This is a genomic window from Streptomyces liangshanensis (genome assembly GCF_011694815.1).
Classification (GTDB): Bacteria; Actinomycetota; Actinomycetes; order Streptomycetales; family Streptomycetaceae; genus Streptomyces; species Streptomyces liangshanensis.
On record NZ_CP050177.1, the window covers coordinates 1851036 to 1868327 of the forward strand.

The 17292-nt window shown below is 71.6% G+C and carries 17 protein-coding genes; 4 read left to right on the forward strand and 13 right to left on the reverse strand.

Going from position 1 to position 17292, the window contains the following annotated elements; all coding sequences use genetic code 11:
• Positions 1-46 precede the first annotated feature (46 nt).
• The 6 genes from HA039_RS07860 to dut all read right to left on the reverse strand — a co-directional run bounded on the left by HA039_RS07860 (position 47) and on the right by dut (position 6266).
• Positions 47-709 carry a potassium-transporting ATPase subunit C gene (locus HA039_RS07860; RefSeq protein ID WP_167025823.1) on the reverse strand — a complete coding sequence of 221 codons (663 nt, stop codon included), beginning with the start codon at positions 707-709 and terminating at the stop codon, positions 47-49.
• Between the two features lie 14 nt (positions 710-723).
• Entirely contained in the window at positions 724-2850 is a 2127-nt protein-coding gene (kdpB, locus tag HA039_RS07865; RefSeq protein ID WP_167025826.1) for a potassium-transporting ATPase subunit KdpB, read from the reverse strand.
• A gap of 26 nt (positions 2851-2876) precedes the next feature.
• On the reverse strand, positions 2877-4541 hold the full coding sequence (kdpA, locus tag HA039_RS07870) for a potassium-transporting ATPase subunit KdpA (RefSeq protein ID WP_167025829.1): 1665 nt from the start codon (positions 4539-4541) through the stop codon (positions 2877-2879).
• Positions 4542-4544: 3 nt separating this feature from the next.
• On the reverse strand, positions 4545-4634 hold the full coding sequence (kdpF, locus tag HA039_RS07875) for a K(+)-transporting ATPase subunit F (protein WP_167025832.1): 90 nt from the start codon (positions 4632-4634) through the stop codon (positions 4545-4547).
• Positions 4635-4960: 326 nt separating this feature from the next.
• Positions 4961-5749: a DUF3710 domain-containing protein gene (locus tag HA039_RS07880; RefSeq protein ID WP_167025836.1), complete on the reverse strand. Its 789-nt coding sequence runs from the start codon at positions 5747-5749 to the stop codon at positions 4961-4963.
• A 1-nt stretch (position 5750) separates the two neighbouring features.
• Positions 5751-6266 (reverse strand): dUTP diphosphatase, encoded by a 516-nt coding sequence (gene dut, locus HA039_RS07885; protein ID WP_167025838.1) that lies wholly within the window; start codon positions 6264-6266, stop codon positions 5751-5753.
• A gap of 144 nt (positions 6267-6410) precedes the next feature.
• On the opposite strand from dut, the gene HA039_RS07890 reads away from it, so the two are divergent.
• A complete protein-coding gene (locus HA039_RS07890) occupies positions 6411-6869 on the forward strand; it encodes a DUF3093 domain-containing protein (RefSeq protein WP_167025841.1) in 459 nt (152 codons plus the stop codon).
• A gap of 38 nt (positions 6870-6907) precedes the next feature.
• On the opposite strand, the gene HA039_RS07895 is transcribed toward HA039_RS07890, so the two are convergent.
• The 4 genes from HA039_RS07895 to HA039_RS07910 all read right to left on the reverse strand — a co-directional run bounded on the left by HA039_RS07895 (position 6908) and on the right by HA039_RS07910 (position 10427).
• Positions 6908-7822: a hypothetical protein gene (locus HA039_RS07895; RefSeq protein WP_167025844.1), complete on the reverse strand. Its 915-nt coding sequence runs from the start codon at positions 7820-7822 to the stop codon at positions 6908-6910.
• Positions 7823-7834: 12 nt separating this feature from the next.
• Entirely contained in the window at positions 7835-8131 is a 297-nt protein-coding gene (locus HA039_RS07900) for a DUF4193 domain-containing protein (protein WP_030350183.1), read from the reverse strand.
• A gap of 404 nt (positions 8132-8535) precedes the next feature.
• Positions 8536-9768, reverse strand: coding sequence for a sensor histidine kinase (locus tag HA039_RS07905; protein WP_167025847.1), 1233 nt, complete (start codon positions 9766-9768; stop codon positions 8536-8538).
• 5 nt (positions 9769-9773) lie between these two features.
• Positions 9774-10427: a response regulator transcription factor gene (locus HA039_RS07910; protein ID WP_161312429.1), complete on the reverse strand. Its 654-nt coding sequence runs from the start codon at positions 10425-10427 to the stop codon at positions 9774-9776.
• A gap of 435 nt (positions 10428-10862) precedes the next feature.
• Here HA039_RS07910 and HA039_RS07915 point away from each other — a divergent pair, with 435 nt between their 5' ends.
• Complete coding sequence (locus HA039_RS07915) at positions 10863-11036, forward strand: hypothetical protein (protein ID WP_167025849.1); 174 nt, start codon at positions 10863-10865, stop codon at positions 11034-11036.
• A gap of 160 nt (positions 11037-11196) precedes the next feature.
• Here HA039_RS07915 and HA039_RS07920 read toward each other — a convergent pair whose 3' ends face one another.
• Positions 11197-12021, reverse strand: coding sequence for an inositol monophosphatase family protein (locus HA039_RS07920; protein WP_167025852.1), 825 nt, complete (start codon positions 12019-12021; stop codon positions 11197-11199).
• An 11-nt stretch (positions 12022-12032) separates the two neighbouring features.
• Positions 12033-13160: a ferrochelatase gene (locus HA039_RS07925; protein WP_167025855.1), complete on the reverse strand. Its 1128-nt coding sequence runs from the start codon at positions 13158-13160 to the stop codon at positions 12033-12035.
• Between the two features lie 251 nt (positions 13161-13411).
• Between HA039_RS07925 and HA039_RS07930 the strand changes: the two genes are divergently transcribed.
• Entirely contained in the window at positions 13412-14737 is a 1326-nt protein-coding gene (locus HA039_RS07930; protein ID WP_167025858.1) for a D-arabinono-1,4-lactone oxidase, read from the forward strand.
• A gap of 51 nt (positions 14738-14788) precedes the next feature.
• Here HA039_RS07930 and HA039_RS07935 read toward each other — a convergent pair whose 3' ends face one another.
• Positions 14789-15700 carry a hypothetical protein gene (locus HA039_RS07935; protein WP_167025861.1) on the reverse strand — a complete coding sequence of 304 codons (912 nt, stop codon included), beginning with the start codon at positions 15698-15700 and terminating at the stop codon, positions 14789-14791.
• A 490-nt stretch (positions 15701-16190) separates the two neighbouring features.
• Between HA039_RS07935 and sepH the strand changes: the two genes are divergently transcribed.
• Positions 16191-17225 carry a septation protein SepH gene (gene sepH / locus HA039_RS07940; RefSeq protein ID WP_167025864.1) on the forward strand — a complete coding sequence of 345 codons (1035 nt, stop codon included), beginning with the start codon at positions 16191-16193 and terminating at the stop codon, positions 17223-17225.
• The last annotated feature ends 67 nt before the right edge of the window (positions 17226-17292 follow it).

The following is a 17292-nucleotide window of genomic DNA, read 5'->3' on the forward strand; positions in this document are numbered from 1 at the left end:
CGGACCGCGCCGGTCCCGCCGTCCCTGTCGTGTCGGTCCGTCGTGATCAGCCGGCCAGGTCCTTGAGGGCGGTGTTCAGGGCGAGGACGTTCACCGTGGGCTCGCCGATGAAGCCGAGCGCGCGCCCGTCCGTGTGCTGCTCGACCAGCCGGCCGACCTGCGCCGCGGTCAGGTGGTTGCGCTCCGCGACCCGGTTCACCTGGAGCCGGGCGTACGCCGGTGAGATGTCCGGGTCGAGGCCGGAGCCCGAGGAGGTGACCGCGTCGGGCGGCACCTCGGAGGGGCTGACCGGGTGGCCGGGCACGGAGTTGTCCTTGACGACGGCGGCCTTGGCGTCCTTGACCCACTGGATCAGCTCTTCGTTGTCGCCCGAGCGGTTGGTCGCCCCGGAGAGGATCAGCTTGTACTGGGTGTTGACGGAGTTGCTGCCCAGGCCGTTGGAGGGGCGCGGCTGGAACCACCTGAGGTCCGGCGCGGGCGTCTCCTGGCCCTTCTCGAGCGGCAGGTCGTAGCGCTGGCCGATGAGCGAGGAGCCGACGACCCTGCCGCCGGACTTCACCTCGGAGCCGTTCGCCTGGTGGGGGAAGAGGCCCTGGGCGACGCCGGTGACGGCCAGCGGGTAGAGGACGCCGCACAGGACGGTGAGGACGACGAGCGCGCGCAGGGCGGCCCCGAGGAGCCGTGCGCCGCCGCTTGCTGAGCTGTTCATGGGAGACATGCCGTTCACCCGATGCCGGGGATGAGGGAGAGGAGCAGGTCGATGAGCTTGATGCCGACGAACGGGGCGATCAGGCCGCCGAGGCCGTAGATGCCGAGGTTTCTCCTGAGCATCCGGTCGGCGCTCGTCGGCCGGTAGCGCACGCCCCGCAGGGCGAGCGGCACCAGCGCCACGATGACCAGGGCGTTGAAGACGACGGCGGAGAGGATCGCGGACTCCGGCGAGGACAGGTGCATGATGTTGAGCCGGTCCAGGCTGGGGTACGCCACCGCGAACATCGCGGGGATGATCGCGAAGTACTTCGCGACGTCGTTGGCGATGGAGAACGTGGTGAGCGCTCCGCGTGTGATGAGCAGCTGCTTGCCGATCTCCACGATCTCGATGAGCTTGGTGGGGTTGGAGTCCAGGTCCACCATGTTCCCGGCCTCCTTGGCGGCCGAGGTGCCGGTGTTCATGGCCACGCCGACGTCGGCCTGGGCCAGCGCGGGGGCGTCGTTCGTGCCGTCGCCGGTCATGGCGACGAGCTTGCCGCCGGCCTGTTCGCGCTTGATGAGGGCCATCTTGTCCTCGGGGGTGGCCTCGGCGAGGAAGTCGTCGACGCCCGCCTCCTCCGCGATGGCCCGGGCGGTCAGCGGGTTGTCGCCCGTGATCATGACCGTCTTGATGCCCATACGGCGCAGCTCGTCGAACCGCTCGCGCATGCCCTCCTTGACGACGTCCTTGAGGTGGATCACCCCGAGGACCCGTGCTCCCCCGGCGTCCTCGACGGCGACCAGCAGCGGGGTGCCGCCGGCCGTGGAGATCCGCTCGGTGAGCGTCCTGGCCTCGCCGGACGCGTGGCCGCCGCTCTGCTCGACCCAGGCGACGACCGATCCGGTCGCGCCCTTGCGGATACGGCGGGGCGCGCCGTGCTCGGTGAGGTCGACGCCGGACATGCGGGTCTGGGCGGTGAAGGCGACCCACTCGGCGCCGGCCAGTTCGCCCCGGCCGCGCTCGCGCAGCCCGTACCGCTCCTTGGCGAGGACCACCACGGACCGGCCCTCGGGGGTCTCGTCGGCCAGCGAGGAGAGCTGGGCGGCGTCGGCCAGCTCGGCGGCGGTCACGCCGGCGACCGGGACGAACTCGGCGGCCTGGCGGTTGCCGAGGGTGATGGTGCCGGTCTTGTCCAGCAGGAGCGTGGAGACGTCGCCGGCGGCCTCGACGGCCCGGCCCGACATGGCGAGCACGTTGCGCTGGACCAGCCGGTCCATGCCCGCGATGCCGATCGCCGAGAGGAGCGCGCCGATGGTGGTCGGGATGAGGCAGACCAGCAGGGCGGTCAGCACGATCAGGGACTGGCCGGCTCCCGCGTAGACCGCGAAGGGCTGGAGGGTGACGACGGCGATCAGGAAGACGATCGTGAGGGACGCGAGAAGGATGTTCAGCGCGATCTCGTTGGGCGTCTTCTGCCGGGCCGCGCCCTCGACCAGCTTGATCATGCGGTCGATGAAGGTCTCGCCGGGCTTGGTCGTGATCTTGATGACGACCCGGTCGGAGAGGACCTTCGTTCCGCCGGTGACGGCCGAGCGGTCGCCGCCGGACTCGCGGATGACGGGCGCGGACTCACCGGTGATGGCGGACTCGTCCACCGAGGCGACGCCGTCGACGACGTCCCCGTCGCCGGGGATGATGTCGCCCGCCTCGCAGACGACCAGGTCGCCGATGCGCAGCTCGGTGCCGGGCACCTGCTCCTCGGTACGGCTCGCGGGGCTCTTCCCCACGAGCCGGCGGGCGACGGTCTCGGTCTTGGCCCGGCGCAGGGTGTCCGCCTGCGCCTTGCCTCGGCCCTCGGCGACGGCCTCCGCCAGGTTGGCGAAGATCGTGGTGAGCCAGAGCCAGGCGGCGATGGCCCAGCCGAACCAGTCCCCCGGACGGGTGACGGCCAGGACCGTGGTGAGGACGGAGCCGATCTCGACCACGAACATCACGGGCGACTTGACCATGACCCGCGGGTCGAGTTTGCGCACCGCCTCGGGGAACGACGTGATCAGCTGCTTGGGATCGAAGAGACCCCCGCCGACGCGTCCGTCCCCCGGGCCGTGGCCGCCCGGGATGTCGCTGTGCGGCGCACGGGTCGGAGTGACAGTGGACATCGGTTCCTCGTGCTCGGGACGGGCGCTCATGACCCCAGCCCCTCGGCCAGCGGGCCCAGGGCCAGCGCCGGGAAGTAGGTCAGAGCGGTGACGATCAGGACCGTGCCGACGAGCAGCCCGACGAAGAGCGGCTTGTGGGTACGGAGGGTGCCCAGCGTCTCGGGCACCGGTTTCTGCTCGGCGAGCGAACCGGCCAGGGCGAGGATGAACACCATGGGGAGGAAGCGGCCGAGCAGCATGACGATGCCGAGGGTGGTGTTGAACCACTGGGTGTCGGCGTTGAGCCCGGCGAACGCCGAGCCGTTGTTGTTGGCCGCCGAGGTGTACGCGTACAGGATCTCGGTGAAGCCGTGGGCGCCGGAGTTGGTCATGGAGTGGCCCGGGGTGGGCAGGGCCATGGCCACGGCGGTGAAGCTCAGGACCAGCGCCGGGGTGATCAGGATGTAGAGCGCGGCGAACTTGATCTGCCGGGTGCCGATCTTCTTGCCCAGGTACTCGGGTGTCCGGCCGACCATCAGCCCGGCGAGGAACACCGCGATGAGCGCCATGATCAGGATCCCGTAGAGGCCGGAGCCGACCCCGCCGGGCGCCACCTCGCCCAGTTGCATGCCGAGCAGGGCGATGCCGCCGCCGTACCCGGTGAACGAGGAGAGGAAGGCGTTGACGGCGCCGGTGGAGGTGAGGGTGGTGGCCACCGCGAAGATCGACGAGCCGCCGACCCCGAAGCGGGTCTCCTTGCCCTCCAGCGCGCCGCCCGCGTCCTGGAACGCGGTTCCGCCGTGGTGGAACTCCGTCCACAGCATCACGGCGGTGAAGCCGATCCAGATCACCACCATGGCGGCGAGGATCGCGTAACCCTGCTTGACGTTGCCGACCATCCTGCCGAAGGTGCGGGTCAGGGCGAACGGGATGAGCAGGATCAGGAAGATCTCGAAGAGGTTGGAGATCCCGTCGGGGTTCTCGAAGGGGTGGGCGCTGTTGGCGTTGAAGTAGCCGCCGCCGTTGGTGCCCAGCTCCTTGATGGCCTCCTGGGAGGCGACGGCGCCGCCGTTCCACTGCTGGGACCCGCCCGTGAACTGGCCGACCTCGTGGATGCCCGCGAAGTTCTGGATCGCGCCGCACGCGACCAGGACGATCGCGCCGATGACGGCGATCGGCAGCAGGATCCGTACGGTGCCGCGGACCAGGTCCGACCAGAAGTTGCCCAGCTCACCGGTGCGGGAGCGGGCGAAGCCCCGTACCAGCGCCACCGCGACGGCCATGCCGACGGCGGCCGAGAGGAAGTTCTGGACGGCGAGCCCGCCGGTCTGCACGACGTGGCCCATGGCCTGCTCGCCGTAGTACGACTGCCAGTTGGTGTTGGAGACGAAGGACGCGGCGGTGTTGAACGCCTGGTCCGGGTCGATGGAGGAGAAGCCGAGCGAGCCGGGCAGACCGCCCTGGACCCGCTGGAGCAGGTAGAGGAACAGGACGCTCACCGCGGAGAACGCGAGGACGCCGCGCAGGTAGGCGGGCCAGCGCATCTCGGTGGTGGGATCGGCGCCGATGATCCGGTAGATCGCCTTCTCGGCCCTGAGGTGCTTGGGCGAGCTGTAGACGCCGGCCATGTAGTCGCCGAGGGGGCGGTACGCCAGCCCGAGGGCGACGACGAGCGCGACCACCTGGAGCACGCTTGCGGGGACGGGGCCCATCACTCAGAACCTCTCCGGGAAGAGGAGGGCGAGGACGAGATAGCCCAGCAGGGCGACGGCCACGACCAGGCCTGCGATGTTCTCGGCGGTCATAGCTTCGCGACCCCCTTGGCGACGAGGGCCACCAGCGCGAAGACCGCGATCGTGGTGACGACGAAGGCCACGTCGGCCATCGTGTGCTCCTAGATGATTTCCGGGAAATGTGACTTCCTGAGGAAACCCCCTGTTTTGAGCCGTCCCGCGGTTGTTGACGCCTCCCATACGTCCCGGGGCACGGGCTTGACGGACTCCTTACGGATGCGCCCCCGGGCACGCAAAAGACCGGTGGGCCGCACCCCGGTGAAGGGGTGCGGCCCACCGGCCACAGGCGGGAAAGGGCCGCGCGCCGGACCTCGGCGCACGACGGGGTACGGCTCGGGTCAGCGCACCTCGGTGATCTCGGGACCGCGCTGGAGCGAACCCATGCCACCGGAGAAGCGGGAGCCTTCCTGCTCCTCCTGCTGGACACCCTCGGCGACCATCTGCGCGTCGTCGGGCAGCTTGAGGACGATCGGGTCACGCGGCGCCATCGGTCCGTCACCGCGGACGACCACGGTGTCCCGGAAGATCTGCTCCAGCAGCCCGGCCGCCTGCGGCTGGACCGCGCCCTGGCCGGAGATCACGCCGCGCAGGAACCAGCGGGGGCCGTCGACGCCCACGAAGCGCACCAGCTGGATGCCGCCGGTGCCGTCCGGCAGCTGGACGGGCACCTGGGCCCGCAGCTCCCAGCCGAGGGGGCCCTCGACCTCGTCGATGATGCCGCCCTGCTGGGTGATGCCCGAGGCGATCTCCTCGCGCACCTCGCCCCAGATGCCTTCCTTCTTGGGCGCCGCGAAGGCCTGGAGCTGGACCGCGCTGTCGCGCAGGACGATGGTGGCGGCGACGATCGCGTCACCGGCGACCTCGACCCGCAGCTCCATGCCGTCGACCCCGGGCACGAAGATCCCGCCCAGGTCGACACGGCCCTCGTCGGGCTTGGAGACCTCGGAGACGTCCCAGGGGCCGTCGGGGCGGGGGGCCGGGGGAAGATTCACCCGGCGGGAGCCCGACGCGGCCTCGCTGTCGTCCGCGGCGGAACCACCCACGCCGGCAACGCCGTCGAACTGCTCGGCCTCGCCTGCCGCGTCCGCCGCGTCCTCTGCGGAACCACTCTTCTTGCGACCGAACACGTTACTGTCCTTCCCGGTCTGATACGACCGAAGCGTATCGATTCCCACCCTGTGCGCCGCCCACGGAGGCGTGGCCCCCGGTGGACCCGAAGCCCCCCTCGGCCCGCGCGGACCCGGGAAGCTCCGCCACCTCGTGGAAGCGCACCTTCTCGACCTGCTGGACGACCAATTGGGCAATCCTGTCGAATCGTTCGAACCGCACGCTCTCGCGCGGATCGAGATTGACCAGGATCACCTTGATCTCTCCACGGTACCCGGCATCCACGGTCCCTGGGGCATTCACCAGGGCGACACCGCAGCGGGCGGCGAGCCCCGAGCGCGGGTGCACGAAGGCCGCGTACCCGTCGGGCAGCGCGATCGACACCCCCGTCGGCAGCACGGCCCGCTCGCCGGGGGCCAGCTCGGCGGCCTCGGTGGTCACCAGATCGACCCCGGCGTCCCCGGGATGCCCGTACGCGGGCAGCGGGACCTCCGGATCGACCCGGCGGATCAGTACGTCAACAGGGGCACGGCTCATGGGGGTCACCTCGACGGCGCGGGGGGCGCCTGGCGGGGTCCGCCGGTGGCGGGCCGGTGGCGGAACAGCGGCGGCACGTTACTCACAGGCGCAGACCTTACCCGCGCGGTGGTCCCCCGACCGCACCGTGCCAAGCTTGCGCCCATGGAGCCATCCGCCACGCGCTACGACGAACGTCTCACCGCGCCCCGTTCCTGGTGGGCGATCGCCGCCCTCACCGGGATCGCGGGCGGTCTGATCCTGCTGCCCCTGGGGCCGCTGCCGCTGCTGGGCGGCGTGATCGTCGCGGGGGCGTTCGCCGCCGTGCTCGTCAGTTCGTACGGGTCCGTGCGGATCCGGGTCGTGGCGGACTCCCTCGTCGCGGGCGACGCGCGGATCCCGGTCACGGCGCTCGGCGAGGCCGAGGAGCTGGACGAGGAGGAGGCGCGGGCTTGGCGGCTGCACAAGGCCGACCCGCGGGCCTTCATGCTGCTCCGCAGCTACGTGCCGACCGCGCTGCGGGTGACGGTCACGGATCCGGACGACGCGACCCCGTACCTCTACCTGTCCACCAGGAACCCGCGGGCGCTGGCGGCGGCGCTGGAAGCGGTACGGGCCGGCTGAGCGCCCCGTACCGCCGGAAGCCCCGGGGAGCGAGGGGCTCAGGGCCCCAGCTCCTTCGGGAACTCGGGCGGCAGCTCCTCGGGCTGTTCCAGCGGGGGCAGCTCGGGCAGCGCCTCCCACGGCACCTGGCGGGCGCGCAGGTCCTTGCGGACGCGTCCGGCGACCTTGTGGGTGTCCCGGCGGTTCATCATCGCGCCGACCGCGGCGCCGATCATGAACGGGACCAGGTTCGGCAGGCTGCGGACGGTGCGCTTCATGATCTGCTGGCGCAGCTCGCGCTTCATGCGGCCGCTCAGCGCGCTGTTGATCGTCGACGGCCGGGTGACGTCGACGCCGCGCTCCTCCGTCCAGGCGGTCAGGTAGGCGACGCCGCGCTCCTTGACGGTGCCGGGAGGGCGGAGCCCGTAGACCTCGTGCAGCTCCGCGATGAGCTTGAGCTCGATCGCGGCGACGGCGGTGATCTCCGCCGCCAGCTCGGCGGGCATCGCGGGCGGCACGGGCAGCATCGCCGCCGCGCCGATGCCCGCGCCCACCGTCGAACTGCTGTTCGCGGCGCCCGCGATCAGCTTGTCGGCCAGTTCCTCGGGTCCGAGACCCGGGAACTGGCGGCGAAGCGTCGCCAGGTCGCGGACCGGGACCCGAGGAGCGTTCTCGATGATCCGGTCGGCGAGATGGCCGAGCGCCGCCTTGGCGCCCACGCCTCCTTTGCGTACTCCCCGTGTGACGGCCGCCAGGCGCCGGCCCTTGGTCCGGGGGCCGTCGTGGTCGTCCTGGGCCGCTTCGAGCGGGGCGGGCAGGTCTCGCCCGTCGTCGTCCGGGCCGGGAAGGGGTACGAGAGCGGAGTGCTCGGCGGGGGGTTGAGGGCCTCCTGCCGGGCCTGAGCCGCTCTCGGACTCCTTCGGTGGACCCGCAGGGCCGAAGGGCCGTTTCCGGGACGGTGAGTCGCCTGCCACGGCCGACCCGCCCTAGTCGCAGTCGCGGCAGATCGGCTGACCGTTCTTCTCCCTGGCCAACTGGCTGCGGTGGTGCACCAGGAAGCAGCTCATGCAGGTGAACTCGTCGGCCTGACGGGGCAGCACGCGGACGGAAAGCTCCTCGTTGGAGAGATCCGCGCCGGGCAGCTCCAGGCCTTCAGCCTGCTCGAACTCGTCGACGTCGACCGCTGAGGTCGACTTGTCGTTCCGACGGGCCTTCAGTTCCTCAAGGCTGTCCTGATCGACGTCGTCATCGGTCTTGCGTGGGGTGTCGTAATCCGTTGCCATGTCGCTCTCCCCCTCTGGGTTTCTGTGGTGTCTCCAGCGCACGTAACGCGTGAGAGGCCGGACTTGTGCCCGACCTGAGGCGGAGATTTTGCCTCACATCAAGGTCTGTTACTCAATCGACACCCAATCGCACTCGTGCTGAGTGATCGACTGCGGGTGGCGAAGGGGACCGTACACGGTCCTGAGGTCGTGCTACACGGGCGCCACCCCGTGTACTTCCCGTGATCCGGGGCCCCGGAAACCCGGACTTTACCGGCTTTCCGAGGGTGGCTTGATCACAGAGAGTGGACGGGCGTGAATTCGACCCTGTGATCGATCACACAAGCCCCAACCGGGCGGGGCCCCCGAAAATTCCGCGCAAAGCGAACGAAGCCAGCCTGGTCAGGGATGCCGCGAGCAGCATCTCAGACCGGGAGGGTGACCCGCATCACGAGACCACCGCCCTCCCGGGGCTCCGCGATGATACGGCCACCGTGGGCCCGGGCCACGGACCGGGCGATCGACAGGCCGAGGCCCACGCCCTTGTCGCTGCCGGTCCGTTCGGTACGGAGCCGGCGGAACGGTTCGAAAAGATTGTCGATCTCGTAAGCGGGAACGACCGGACCCGTGTTCGACACCACCAGGACCGCCTGTCCCGGCTCCATCGACGTCGTGACCTCCACCCAGCCGTCCTCCGGCACGTTGTACCGGACGGCGTTCTGGACCAGGTTCAGCGCGATCCTCTCCAGCAGGACCCCGTTCCCCTGGACGACCGCGGGCGCCCGCTCCCCGCGGATGACCACGTTCTTCGCCAGGGCCTCACCGGCGGTCTGGTCGACCGCGCGGGCGGCCACCTCGGCGAGGTCGACCGGTTTTCGCTCCACGAGCTGGTTGTCGCTGCGGGCGAGCAGCAGCAGGCCCTCCACCAGCTGCTCACTGCGCTCGTTGGTCGCCAGGAGCGTCTTGCCGAGCTGCTGGAGTTCGCCGGGGGCGCCCGGGTCCGAGAGGTGGACCTCCAGCAGCGTCCGGTTGATCGCCAGCGGCGTACGCAACTCGTGGGACGCGTTCGCGACGAAGCGCTGCTGCGCCGTGAAGGCACGCTCCAGCCGCTCCAGCATCTCGTCGAACGTGTCCGCGAGCTCCTTCAGCTCGTCGTCCGGGCCGTCCAGCTCGATCCGCCGCGAGAGGTCGGAGCCGACCACGCGCCGTGCGGTACGGGTGATCCGGCCCAGCGGCGAGAGCACGCGGCCCGCCATCGCGTACCCGAAGGCGAACGCGATGATGCTCAGGCCCACCAGCGCGAACAGGGAACGGGTGAGCAGGTCGTCGAGTGCCTGGGCCCGCTGGTGGTTGACGCAGCTGTTGATCGCCGCGTTGGCCTCGTCGGGGGTGAGCTGGGCCGGCAGCCTGCAGGTGTCGCTGCTCACCGCACCCGAGAGGAGGGTGAAGGGGAGCTTGCTGCCCACGTGCAGGGCCTGCGCCGCGAGCAGGTAGATGATCGAGAGCAGCAGGATGCCGGCGATCAGGAACATCCCGCCGTACAGCAGCGTGAGACGTATGCGGATCGTCGGACGCACCCAGGGCAGCGTCTGGTCGGGCCGTCTCGGGTCCCAGGTCGGCTTGGGAGGTGCCGAGGGCGGCAGCGGGTTGCTCGCCATCCGCGTCAGATCCGGTATCCCGAACCGGGGACCGTGACGATCACGGGCGGCTCGGCCAGCTTGCGGCGCAGGGTCATGACAGTGACCCGCACGACGTTGGTGAACGGGTCCGTGTTCTCGTCCCAGGCCTTCTCCAGCAGCTGCTCGGCCGAGACGACCGCGCCCTCGCTGCGCATCAGGACCTCCAGCACCGCGAACTCCTTGGGGGCGAGCTGGATCTCCTTGCCCTCGCGGAAGACCTCGCGCCGGTTCGGGTCGAGCTTGATCCCCGAGCGCTCCAGGACGGGCGGCAGCGGCACCGTCGTCCGCCGGCCGAGCGCGCGGACGCGGGCGGTCAGCTCGGTGAAGGCGAAGGGCTTGGGCAGGTAGTCGTCCGCGCCCAGCTCCAGTCCCTCGACCCGGTCGCTGACGTCGCCCGAGGCCGTGAGCATGAGGACCCGGGTGGGCACCCCCAGCTCCACGATCCGGCGGCAGACGTCGTCCCCGTGCACCAGGGGAAGGTCCCGGTCCAGCACCACCACGTCGTAGTCGTTGACCCCGATCCGCTCCAGGGCCGCCGCGCCGTCGTACACGACGTCGACGGCCATGGCCTCCCGGCGCAGTCCGGTGGCCACCGCATCGGCGAGCAGTTGCTCGTCCTCGACGACGAGTACGCGCACGGCGCTGTTCCTTCCTCTGGTCGCCCGTCACCTGGGATCAGGGCAGGTCGTCGCACTGGGTGTGCGTCCCCATCCTGCCCGCTACGCCCATAAACCGGCGGTAAGACGAGACCGGGCCCCGGACACCGCACGGCGGACGGGCCCCGGGCGGGGGCGCGGACCGGGGCCTGGCGGCCTCACCAGGCAGGACGGAAGAACCTGTCCGGGCCCGGCGGGAATACTCGGGATTCTTTGAAGAGTTGAGGTTTCTCGAAGACGGAGCCTGGGGAAAACGACTTCACATCCGAGATCACGCCCTGTTTGTGGCATGTCAGGTCCCACAACTGCCCCCCAGTAGGCAGTGGGCGCGTGATCACCCGCCGTCGGCACACCCCCGTGCCATCGACCACGACGTCGGCACACCCCCGTGCCACTGACCCACGACGAGGGGGCGCAATGGACGCATTCACCGCAGGGCTGCTGCAGCGTATAAAGGCCACGGAAACCGATCTCACCCATGCCCGGGAAGCGGGAGACGACTTCCTCGCGGACGTCGAGCAGGAAGAGCTGGACGATCTGCGCCGGCTCGCCGCGGAACATGGCGTGGAGGTCGGCGCGGCCAGCGTCTGACCGGCCCGAACGACCCGTACGACCTGTACGACCTGTACGAACCGTACGACCGAACACTTCTGGAAGAACACACGAAGCACACGCATCACACGCATGACGTCAGTGTGAACAGCCCCGGTGCCGAGGGGACGGCATCGGGGCTGTTCCGTGTGCTGTTCCGTCAGTCGTGCCAGGCGCCGTACTCCTCCAGCAGTGCCTGGAGCGGCTCGAACACACCGGGCGGCGCGGCCACCGCCAGGTCCCACGCCGGCCGCTCGCCGGGCCGGCCGCCGGTCAGCGCCCCCGCCTCCCGCGCGATCAGGTCCCCGGCCGCCAGGTCCCACGGGTGCAGCCCGCGCTCGTAGTAGCCGTCCAGCCTCCCCGCCGCCACGTCGCACAGGTCGACGGCGGCCGAACCGCCCCGCCGGATGTCCCGCAGCCGCGGGATCAGGCGCTGGGCGATGTCCGCCTGGTGGGCACGGACGGTGGTGACGTAGTTGAAGCCCGTCGACACCAGGGCGCGTTCCAGCGGCGGGGCCGGGCGGCAGCGGACCGGCCGGTCGTTCAGGAAGGCGCCGCCGCCGAGGACGGCCCGGAAGGTCTCGCGGCGCATCGGGATCTCCACGACGCCCACCAGCCGCTCCCCGTCGCGCTCGGCGGCGATGGACACGGACCAGGTGGGCAGGCCGTAGAGGTAGTTCACGGTGCCGTCCAGCGGGTCGACGACCCAGCGGATGCCGCTCGTACCCGCCGAGCTGGCGCCCTCCTCGCCGAGGAAGCCGTCGTCGGGGCGGTGCTCGCTCAGGTAGCCGGTGATCAGCTTCTCGGCGGCGATGTCCATCTCGGTCACCACGTCGACGGGGCTGGACTTCGTGGCGGCGACGGCGAGGTCGTCGGGCCGGCCGTCGCGCAGCAGCGCGCCCGCCCGCCGGGCGGCCTCCAGGGCCAGGGCCAGCAGCTCCCCCGCGAAGGGGTCGGTGGAGGGGTCGGTCGGTGCGTCGGTCACAGCGGGCTCCTTCAGGCGTACGGACTGTCGGCGCCCGCGGCGGCGGGCCGCGGGGCCCGGGCCGGGCAGCAACCGACCGGGCAGAGGTCGTGGCCGGCGCCGAGAGCGCCCAGCGCGCAGCGCTCCACGGACTCCCCCCGTTCGGCGGCGGCCCGCTCCAGCAGGAGATCACGTACGGCGGCGGCGAAGCGCGGGTCCGCGCCCACGGTGGCCGAGCGGCGGACGGGCAGGCCCAGCTCCGCGGCCTTGGCGGTGGCCTCGGTGTCGAGGTCGTACAGGACCTCCATGTGGTCCGAGACGAAGCCGATGGGAGCCATCACGACGGCGGGGACGCCCTGCGCGTGCAGCGTCTCCAGGTGGTCGCAGATGTCCGGTTCGAGCCAGGGGATGTGGGGCGCGCCGCTGCGCGACTGGTAGACGAGCTGCCAGGGGTGCTCGACGCCGGTCTCCTCGCGTACGGCGTCCACGATCACGCGCGCGGCGTCGAGGTGCTGGGCGACGTAGGCGCCGCCGTCCCCGTGGTCCTCGACGGGGCCCGACGTGTCGGCGGCCGCGGTCGGGACGGAGTGCGTGGTGAAGGCGAGGTGGGCGCCCGCGCGCACGTCCTCGGGCAGGTCCGCGAGGGAGGCGATCACGCTCTCGGTCATGGGGCGCAGGAAGCCGGGGTGGTTGAAGTAGTGCCGCAGCTTGTCGACGCGGGGCGGCTCGATGCCCTCGGCGGTGAGGGTGGCGAGGGCGTCGGCGAGGTTCTCGCGGTACTGGCGGCAGCCCGAGTACGAGGCGTACGCGCTGGTGGCGAGGACGGCGATGCGGCGCCGGCCGTCGGCCGCCATCTCCCGCAGGGTGTCGGTGAGGTAGGGCGCCCAGTTGCGGTTCCCCCAGTAGACGGGCAGGTCCACGCCGTGCTCGGCGAAGTCCTTCCGCAGCGCTTCCAGGAGGGCACGGTTCTGTTCGTTGATCGGGCTGACGCCCCCGAACAGGAAGTAGTGCTTGCCCACTTCCTTGAGCCGCTCCTCGGGGATGCCGCGGCCCCTGGTCACGTTGGCCAGGAACGGAACCACGTCGTCCGGTCCTTCGGGGCCGCCGAAGGACAACAGGAGCAGGGCGTCGTACGGGGTGGTCGTGTGCTGTTCGGGCATGGTTCGATCCTCCCACCAACCGGGGTACGACCGACCACCGCCGCCCCCGGTGCCGGAACACGCCGCCGGGCCGCCCGCCGCCGCGCGGGTGGGTGGTGGAGGCCCGCGCGGCGGTCCTGAGTATGATCCCCCTCCAACCGGCCGGGGCTCGCCTTTCCCGGCCGTGGCGGGAGCGCGCGCGGTCGCGGTGGCGTTCCCGGGGGATCGCCGGCTGCGCGAGCCGGTCACTGTTCGGGGAGGGCACGGGCCGGATGACCAGGACCGACACAGGCACGACGAGCAAGACCACGTGGCGCAACTGGGCGGGGAACGTCACCGCCCGCCCCGCGCGTACGGTCTCCCCCGCCTCCGTGGACGAGCTGTCCGCGGTCGTGCGCAGGGCCGCCGCCGACGGGTTGAAGGTGAAGGCGGGCGGTACGGGTCACTCGTTCACCGCCGTGGCGGCCACGGACGGTGTGCGCATACGGCCCGACCTGCTGACCGGGATCCGGGAGATCGACCGGACCGGCGCGACCGTCACGGTCGAGGCGGGCACCCCCCTGAAGCGGCTGAACGCGGCGCTGGCCAGGGAGGGACTGTCGCTCACCAACATGGGCGACATCATGGAACAGACCGTGGCGGGCGCGATATCCACCGGCACGCACGGCACCGGCCGCGAGTCGGCGTCGATCTCCGCGCAGGTGCGGGCGCTGGAGCTGCTCACCGCCGACGGCTCGGTCCTGCGGTGCTCTCCGGAGGAGAACGCGGACGTCTTCACCGCGGCCCGGGTGGGACTGGGCGCGCTCGGCGTGATCACGGCGGTGACGTTCGCCGTCGAGCCGGTCTTCCTGCTGACGGCCCGTGAGGAGCCGATGAGCTTCGACCGGGTGACGGCGGAGTTCGACCAGCACGTCGCCGAGAACGAGCACTTCGAGTTCTACTGGTTCCCGCACACCGGGAACTGCAGCACCAAGCGGAACAACCGCAGCGCCGGCCTGCCGGCCCCGCTGGGCCGGGTCAGCGGGTGGATGGAGGACGAGTTCATCGCCAACGGCCTGTTCGAGGTCGTCTGCCAGGTCGGCAAGGCCGTTCCCATGGTCATACCGCCGCTCGCACGGGTCTCCAGCCGCGTCATGTCCGCCCGTACGTACACGGACATTCCTTACAAGGTCTTCACTTCCCCGCGCCGGGTGCGCTTCCTGGAGATGGAGTACGCGCTCCCCCGGGACCAGGCGGTGGCGGCGTTGCGCGAGGTGAAGGCCATGGTCGAGCGGTCCCCGCTGAAGATCAGCTTCCCCGTGGAGATCCGTACGGCGCCGGCGGACGACATCCCGCTGTCGACGGCCTCGGGGCGGGAGACCGCGTACATCGCGGTGCACCTGTACCGGGGCACCCCGCACCGCTCGTACTTCACCGCGGTGGAGCGGATCATGGTCGCGCACGGCGGGCGGCCGCACTGGGGGAAGGTCCACACGCGGGACGCGGCGTACCTGGCCGAGGCCTACCCGCGCTTCGCCGAGTTCACGGCGGTACGGGACCGGCTCGACCCGGACCGGCTGTTCGGCAACGACTACCTGCGGCGGGTCCTCGGGGGCTGAGGCGCCCGGCCTGTGCCGGTTGGGGGCCTTCTGTCCGGTGCGGCCGTCGCCTCATCCGGCGGGCGTCTTGGCGCCGGTGCCGGGGGTCCTGCCGCCCGTGCCTCCGGGGTTCGTGCCGCCGTCGGCGCCCGACGTACCGTTCCCGGCCTTCCCGCCGTTCCCGCCGCCCGTCGGGGTGGGGGTCGGTGTGGGGGTGGCCGGCGGGGTGGTCGCGGAGTGCGAGGGCGTGGGGGTCGGGGACGCGGGCGGGGTGCCGCCCTGACCACTCGTACCGCCCTGGCCCGCACCGCCGCCTGAGGTGGTGCCGGGCGGGGGCGCCGCCGGGGCCGTACCGCCGTCCGATGGCCCGCCCCCGCCGGTGCCGGACGTCCCGCCGGGGTCCTGGCCGGGGTCCGGGGTGTCGCCGGGGGTGTGCGAGGGGGCGCGCCGGTCGTGGCCGCCGCCGACGACGGTTCCCACGGTGGTGCCCTTGCCGCCGCTGAGGTCGCGGCCCGAGATCAGTTCGAATCCGGTGATGCCGATCATCGCGACCAGGAAGACCACGACGGCGGCGCGGACGGGGCGCTTCCACCCGCGGACCCGGGTGCCGTGGACGGTGGCCTCGCCGAACTCCCCGTCCCGGGGCGGGACCTCCCCCGCCGCCGCCGGGGACGGACGGGGTGGCGTCGGCGCGGCCGGGACCTGACGGCCCTTCGGTTTCGCCTGGACGGTCACCACGCGTATCTGCTCGCCGGTGCGGCGGAAGACGTGCTGGAAGACGGACGCCCCGCAGGTGGCGACGACGCTGACCACACCCGCGCCGATGACCGTGCCGTAGACGCCGAGCTGGGAGGCGAGGACAGCGGCGGTGATCGCGGCGACCGCGCTGCCCGCGACCTGGGGCACGCTCAGATCCAGCCGCTTCCGCGACGGTTTCGCGTCGTTCTCCACCTGGTCCGTACCGCCGGTCTTCCCCGGGTCCATCTCCACCCCCTCGCAGCCCTTTCCGTCCCACCCTGCACCAGGAAGGGACAGTTAAGCGAAGTGAATCGTTCCGCTTCTGTGGATTGTGTGAAGCTTGACACGCGTGCACGGCGGATGCCTGGGCCCAACTCCCGTGCCCGTGGAGAACTTGAGCGGCGCGCCGCTCCACCCGCATGGCCCGAATGGAGTACTGTGGCGAGCCCTGGGGCCGGACTCCCTCATGGAGTCCGGGACCTACGGGAAGGGGGCCGAAGGTGGCACTCGATCCGGCGGCGCCGCGGCACCGCACGGGCGCCTGCTGCACAGGGTGACGAGGTCCGTCACTCTGCGTCGCGAAGAGGTAACCGTGCCATCACGGCGATCCAGGGCACTTGCCCGACACGCCGGGCAGCACGGCAAGGTTGTGGCAGGCTGCACCCGGGCAGGCCACACTCGACTAGCGGAAGCAGCGACGCACGTGACGTCGGCAGGCACCACCCGGGAGGTCCCCATGCCCGAACTGCGTGTCGTGGCCGTCTCCAACGACGGCACACGACTGGTGCTCAAGGCTGCGGACAGCACGGAATACACGCTTCCGATCGACGAGCGGCTCCGGGCTGCCGTCCGCAACGACCGCGCCCGGCTCGGCCAGATCGAGATCGAGGTGGAGAGCCATCTCCGGCCTCGTGACATCCAGGCCCGGATACGGGCGGGCGCCTCCGCCGAGGAGGTCGCGCAGCACGCCGGCATCCCGGTGGACCGGGTCCGCCGGTTCGAGGGTCCGGTGCTGGCGGAGCGCGCCTTCATGGCCGAACGGGCGCGGAAGACCGCCGTCCGCCGGCCCGGCGAGAACGCGGGTCCCCAGCTCGGCGAGGCTGTGCAGGAGCGCCTGACGCTGCGTGGCGCCGAGAAGGAGACCGTCCAGTGGGACTCGTGGCGCCGCGACGACGGCACCTGGGAAGTCCTGCTGGTGTACCTGGTCGCGGGCGAGCCGCACTCGGCGAGCTGGACGTACGACCCGCCCCGGCGGCTCGTCCAGGCCGTCGACGACGAGGCGCGCGCGCTGATCGGCGACACCGACGACACGCTCGCCTCCAAGGAGCCGAGCTTCCCGTTCGTGCCCCGGATCGCGCGGCTGCCGCGTGACCGGCCGATGGACCGCGCACTGGACCGGGGGCCCGAGCGGGCCGCGCTGCCCGAGTCGGAGGAGAGCGAGCGGGACTCGCTGACCAGCCTGCTGGAGGCGGTGCCCAGCTTCCGGGGCGACATGGTGGTGCCCGAGCGGCCCGCGCCGCCGGACCCGCCGGACGCGGATCCGGGGCCTGCCCCGGACGAGGAGGAACCGGTCGCGCCCGCGGCGTCGGCCGGTGCCGGTTCCGCCTACGCGGACGTGCTGATGCCGCGTTCCGTGGCGGGTCATCGCGACCGGCTCACGGGTACGACGGACCGTCAGGCGGAGGCGGACGGCGTCCGCCCCGGGCGGCGGGCGGCGGTGCCGAGCTGGGACGAGATCGTGTTCGGGACGCGGCGGAAGAAGCAGGACTAGTCCGGGAGCCGGTCGGCAGGACCGGACGGGTACGACACCGAGGAGCGCCGCCCCACGTCAGGGGCGG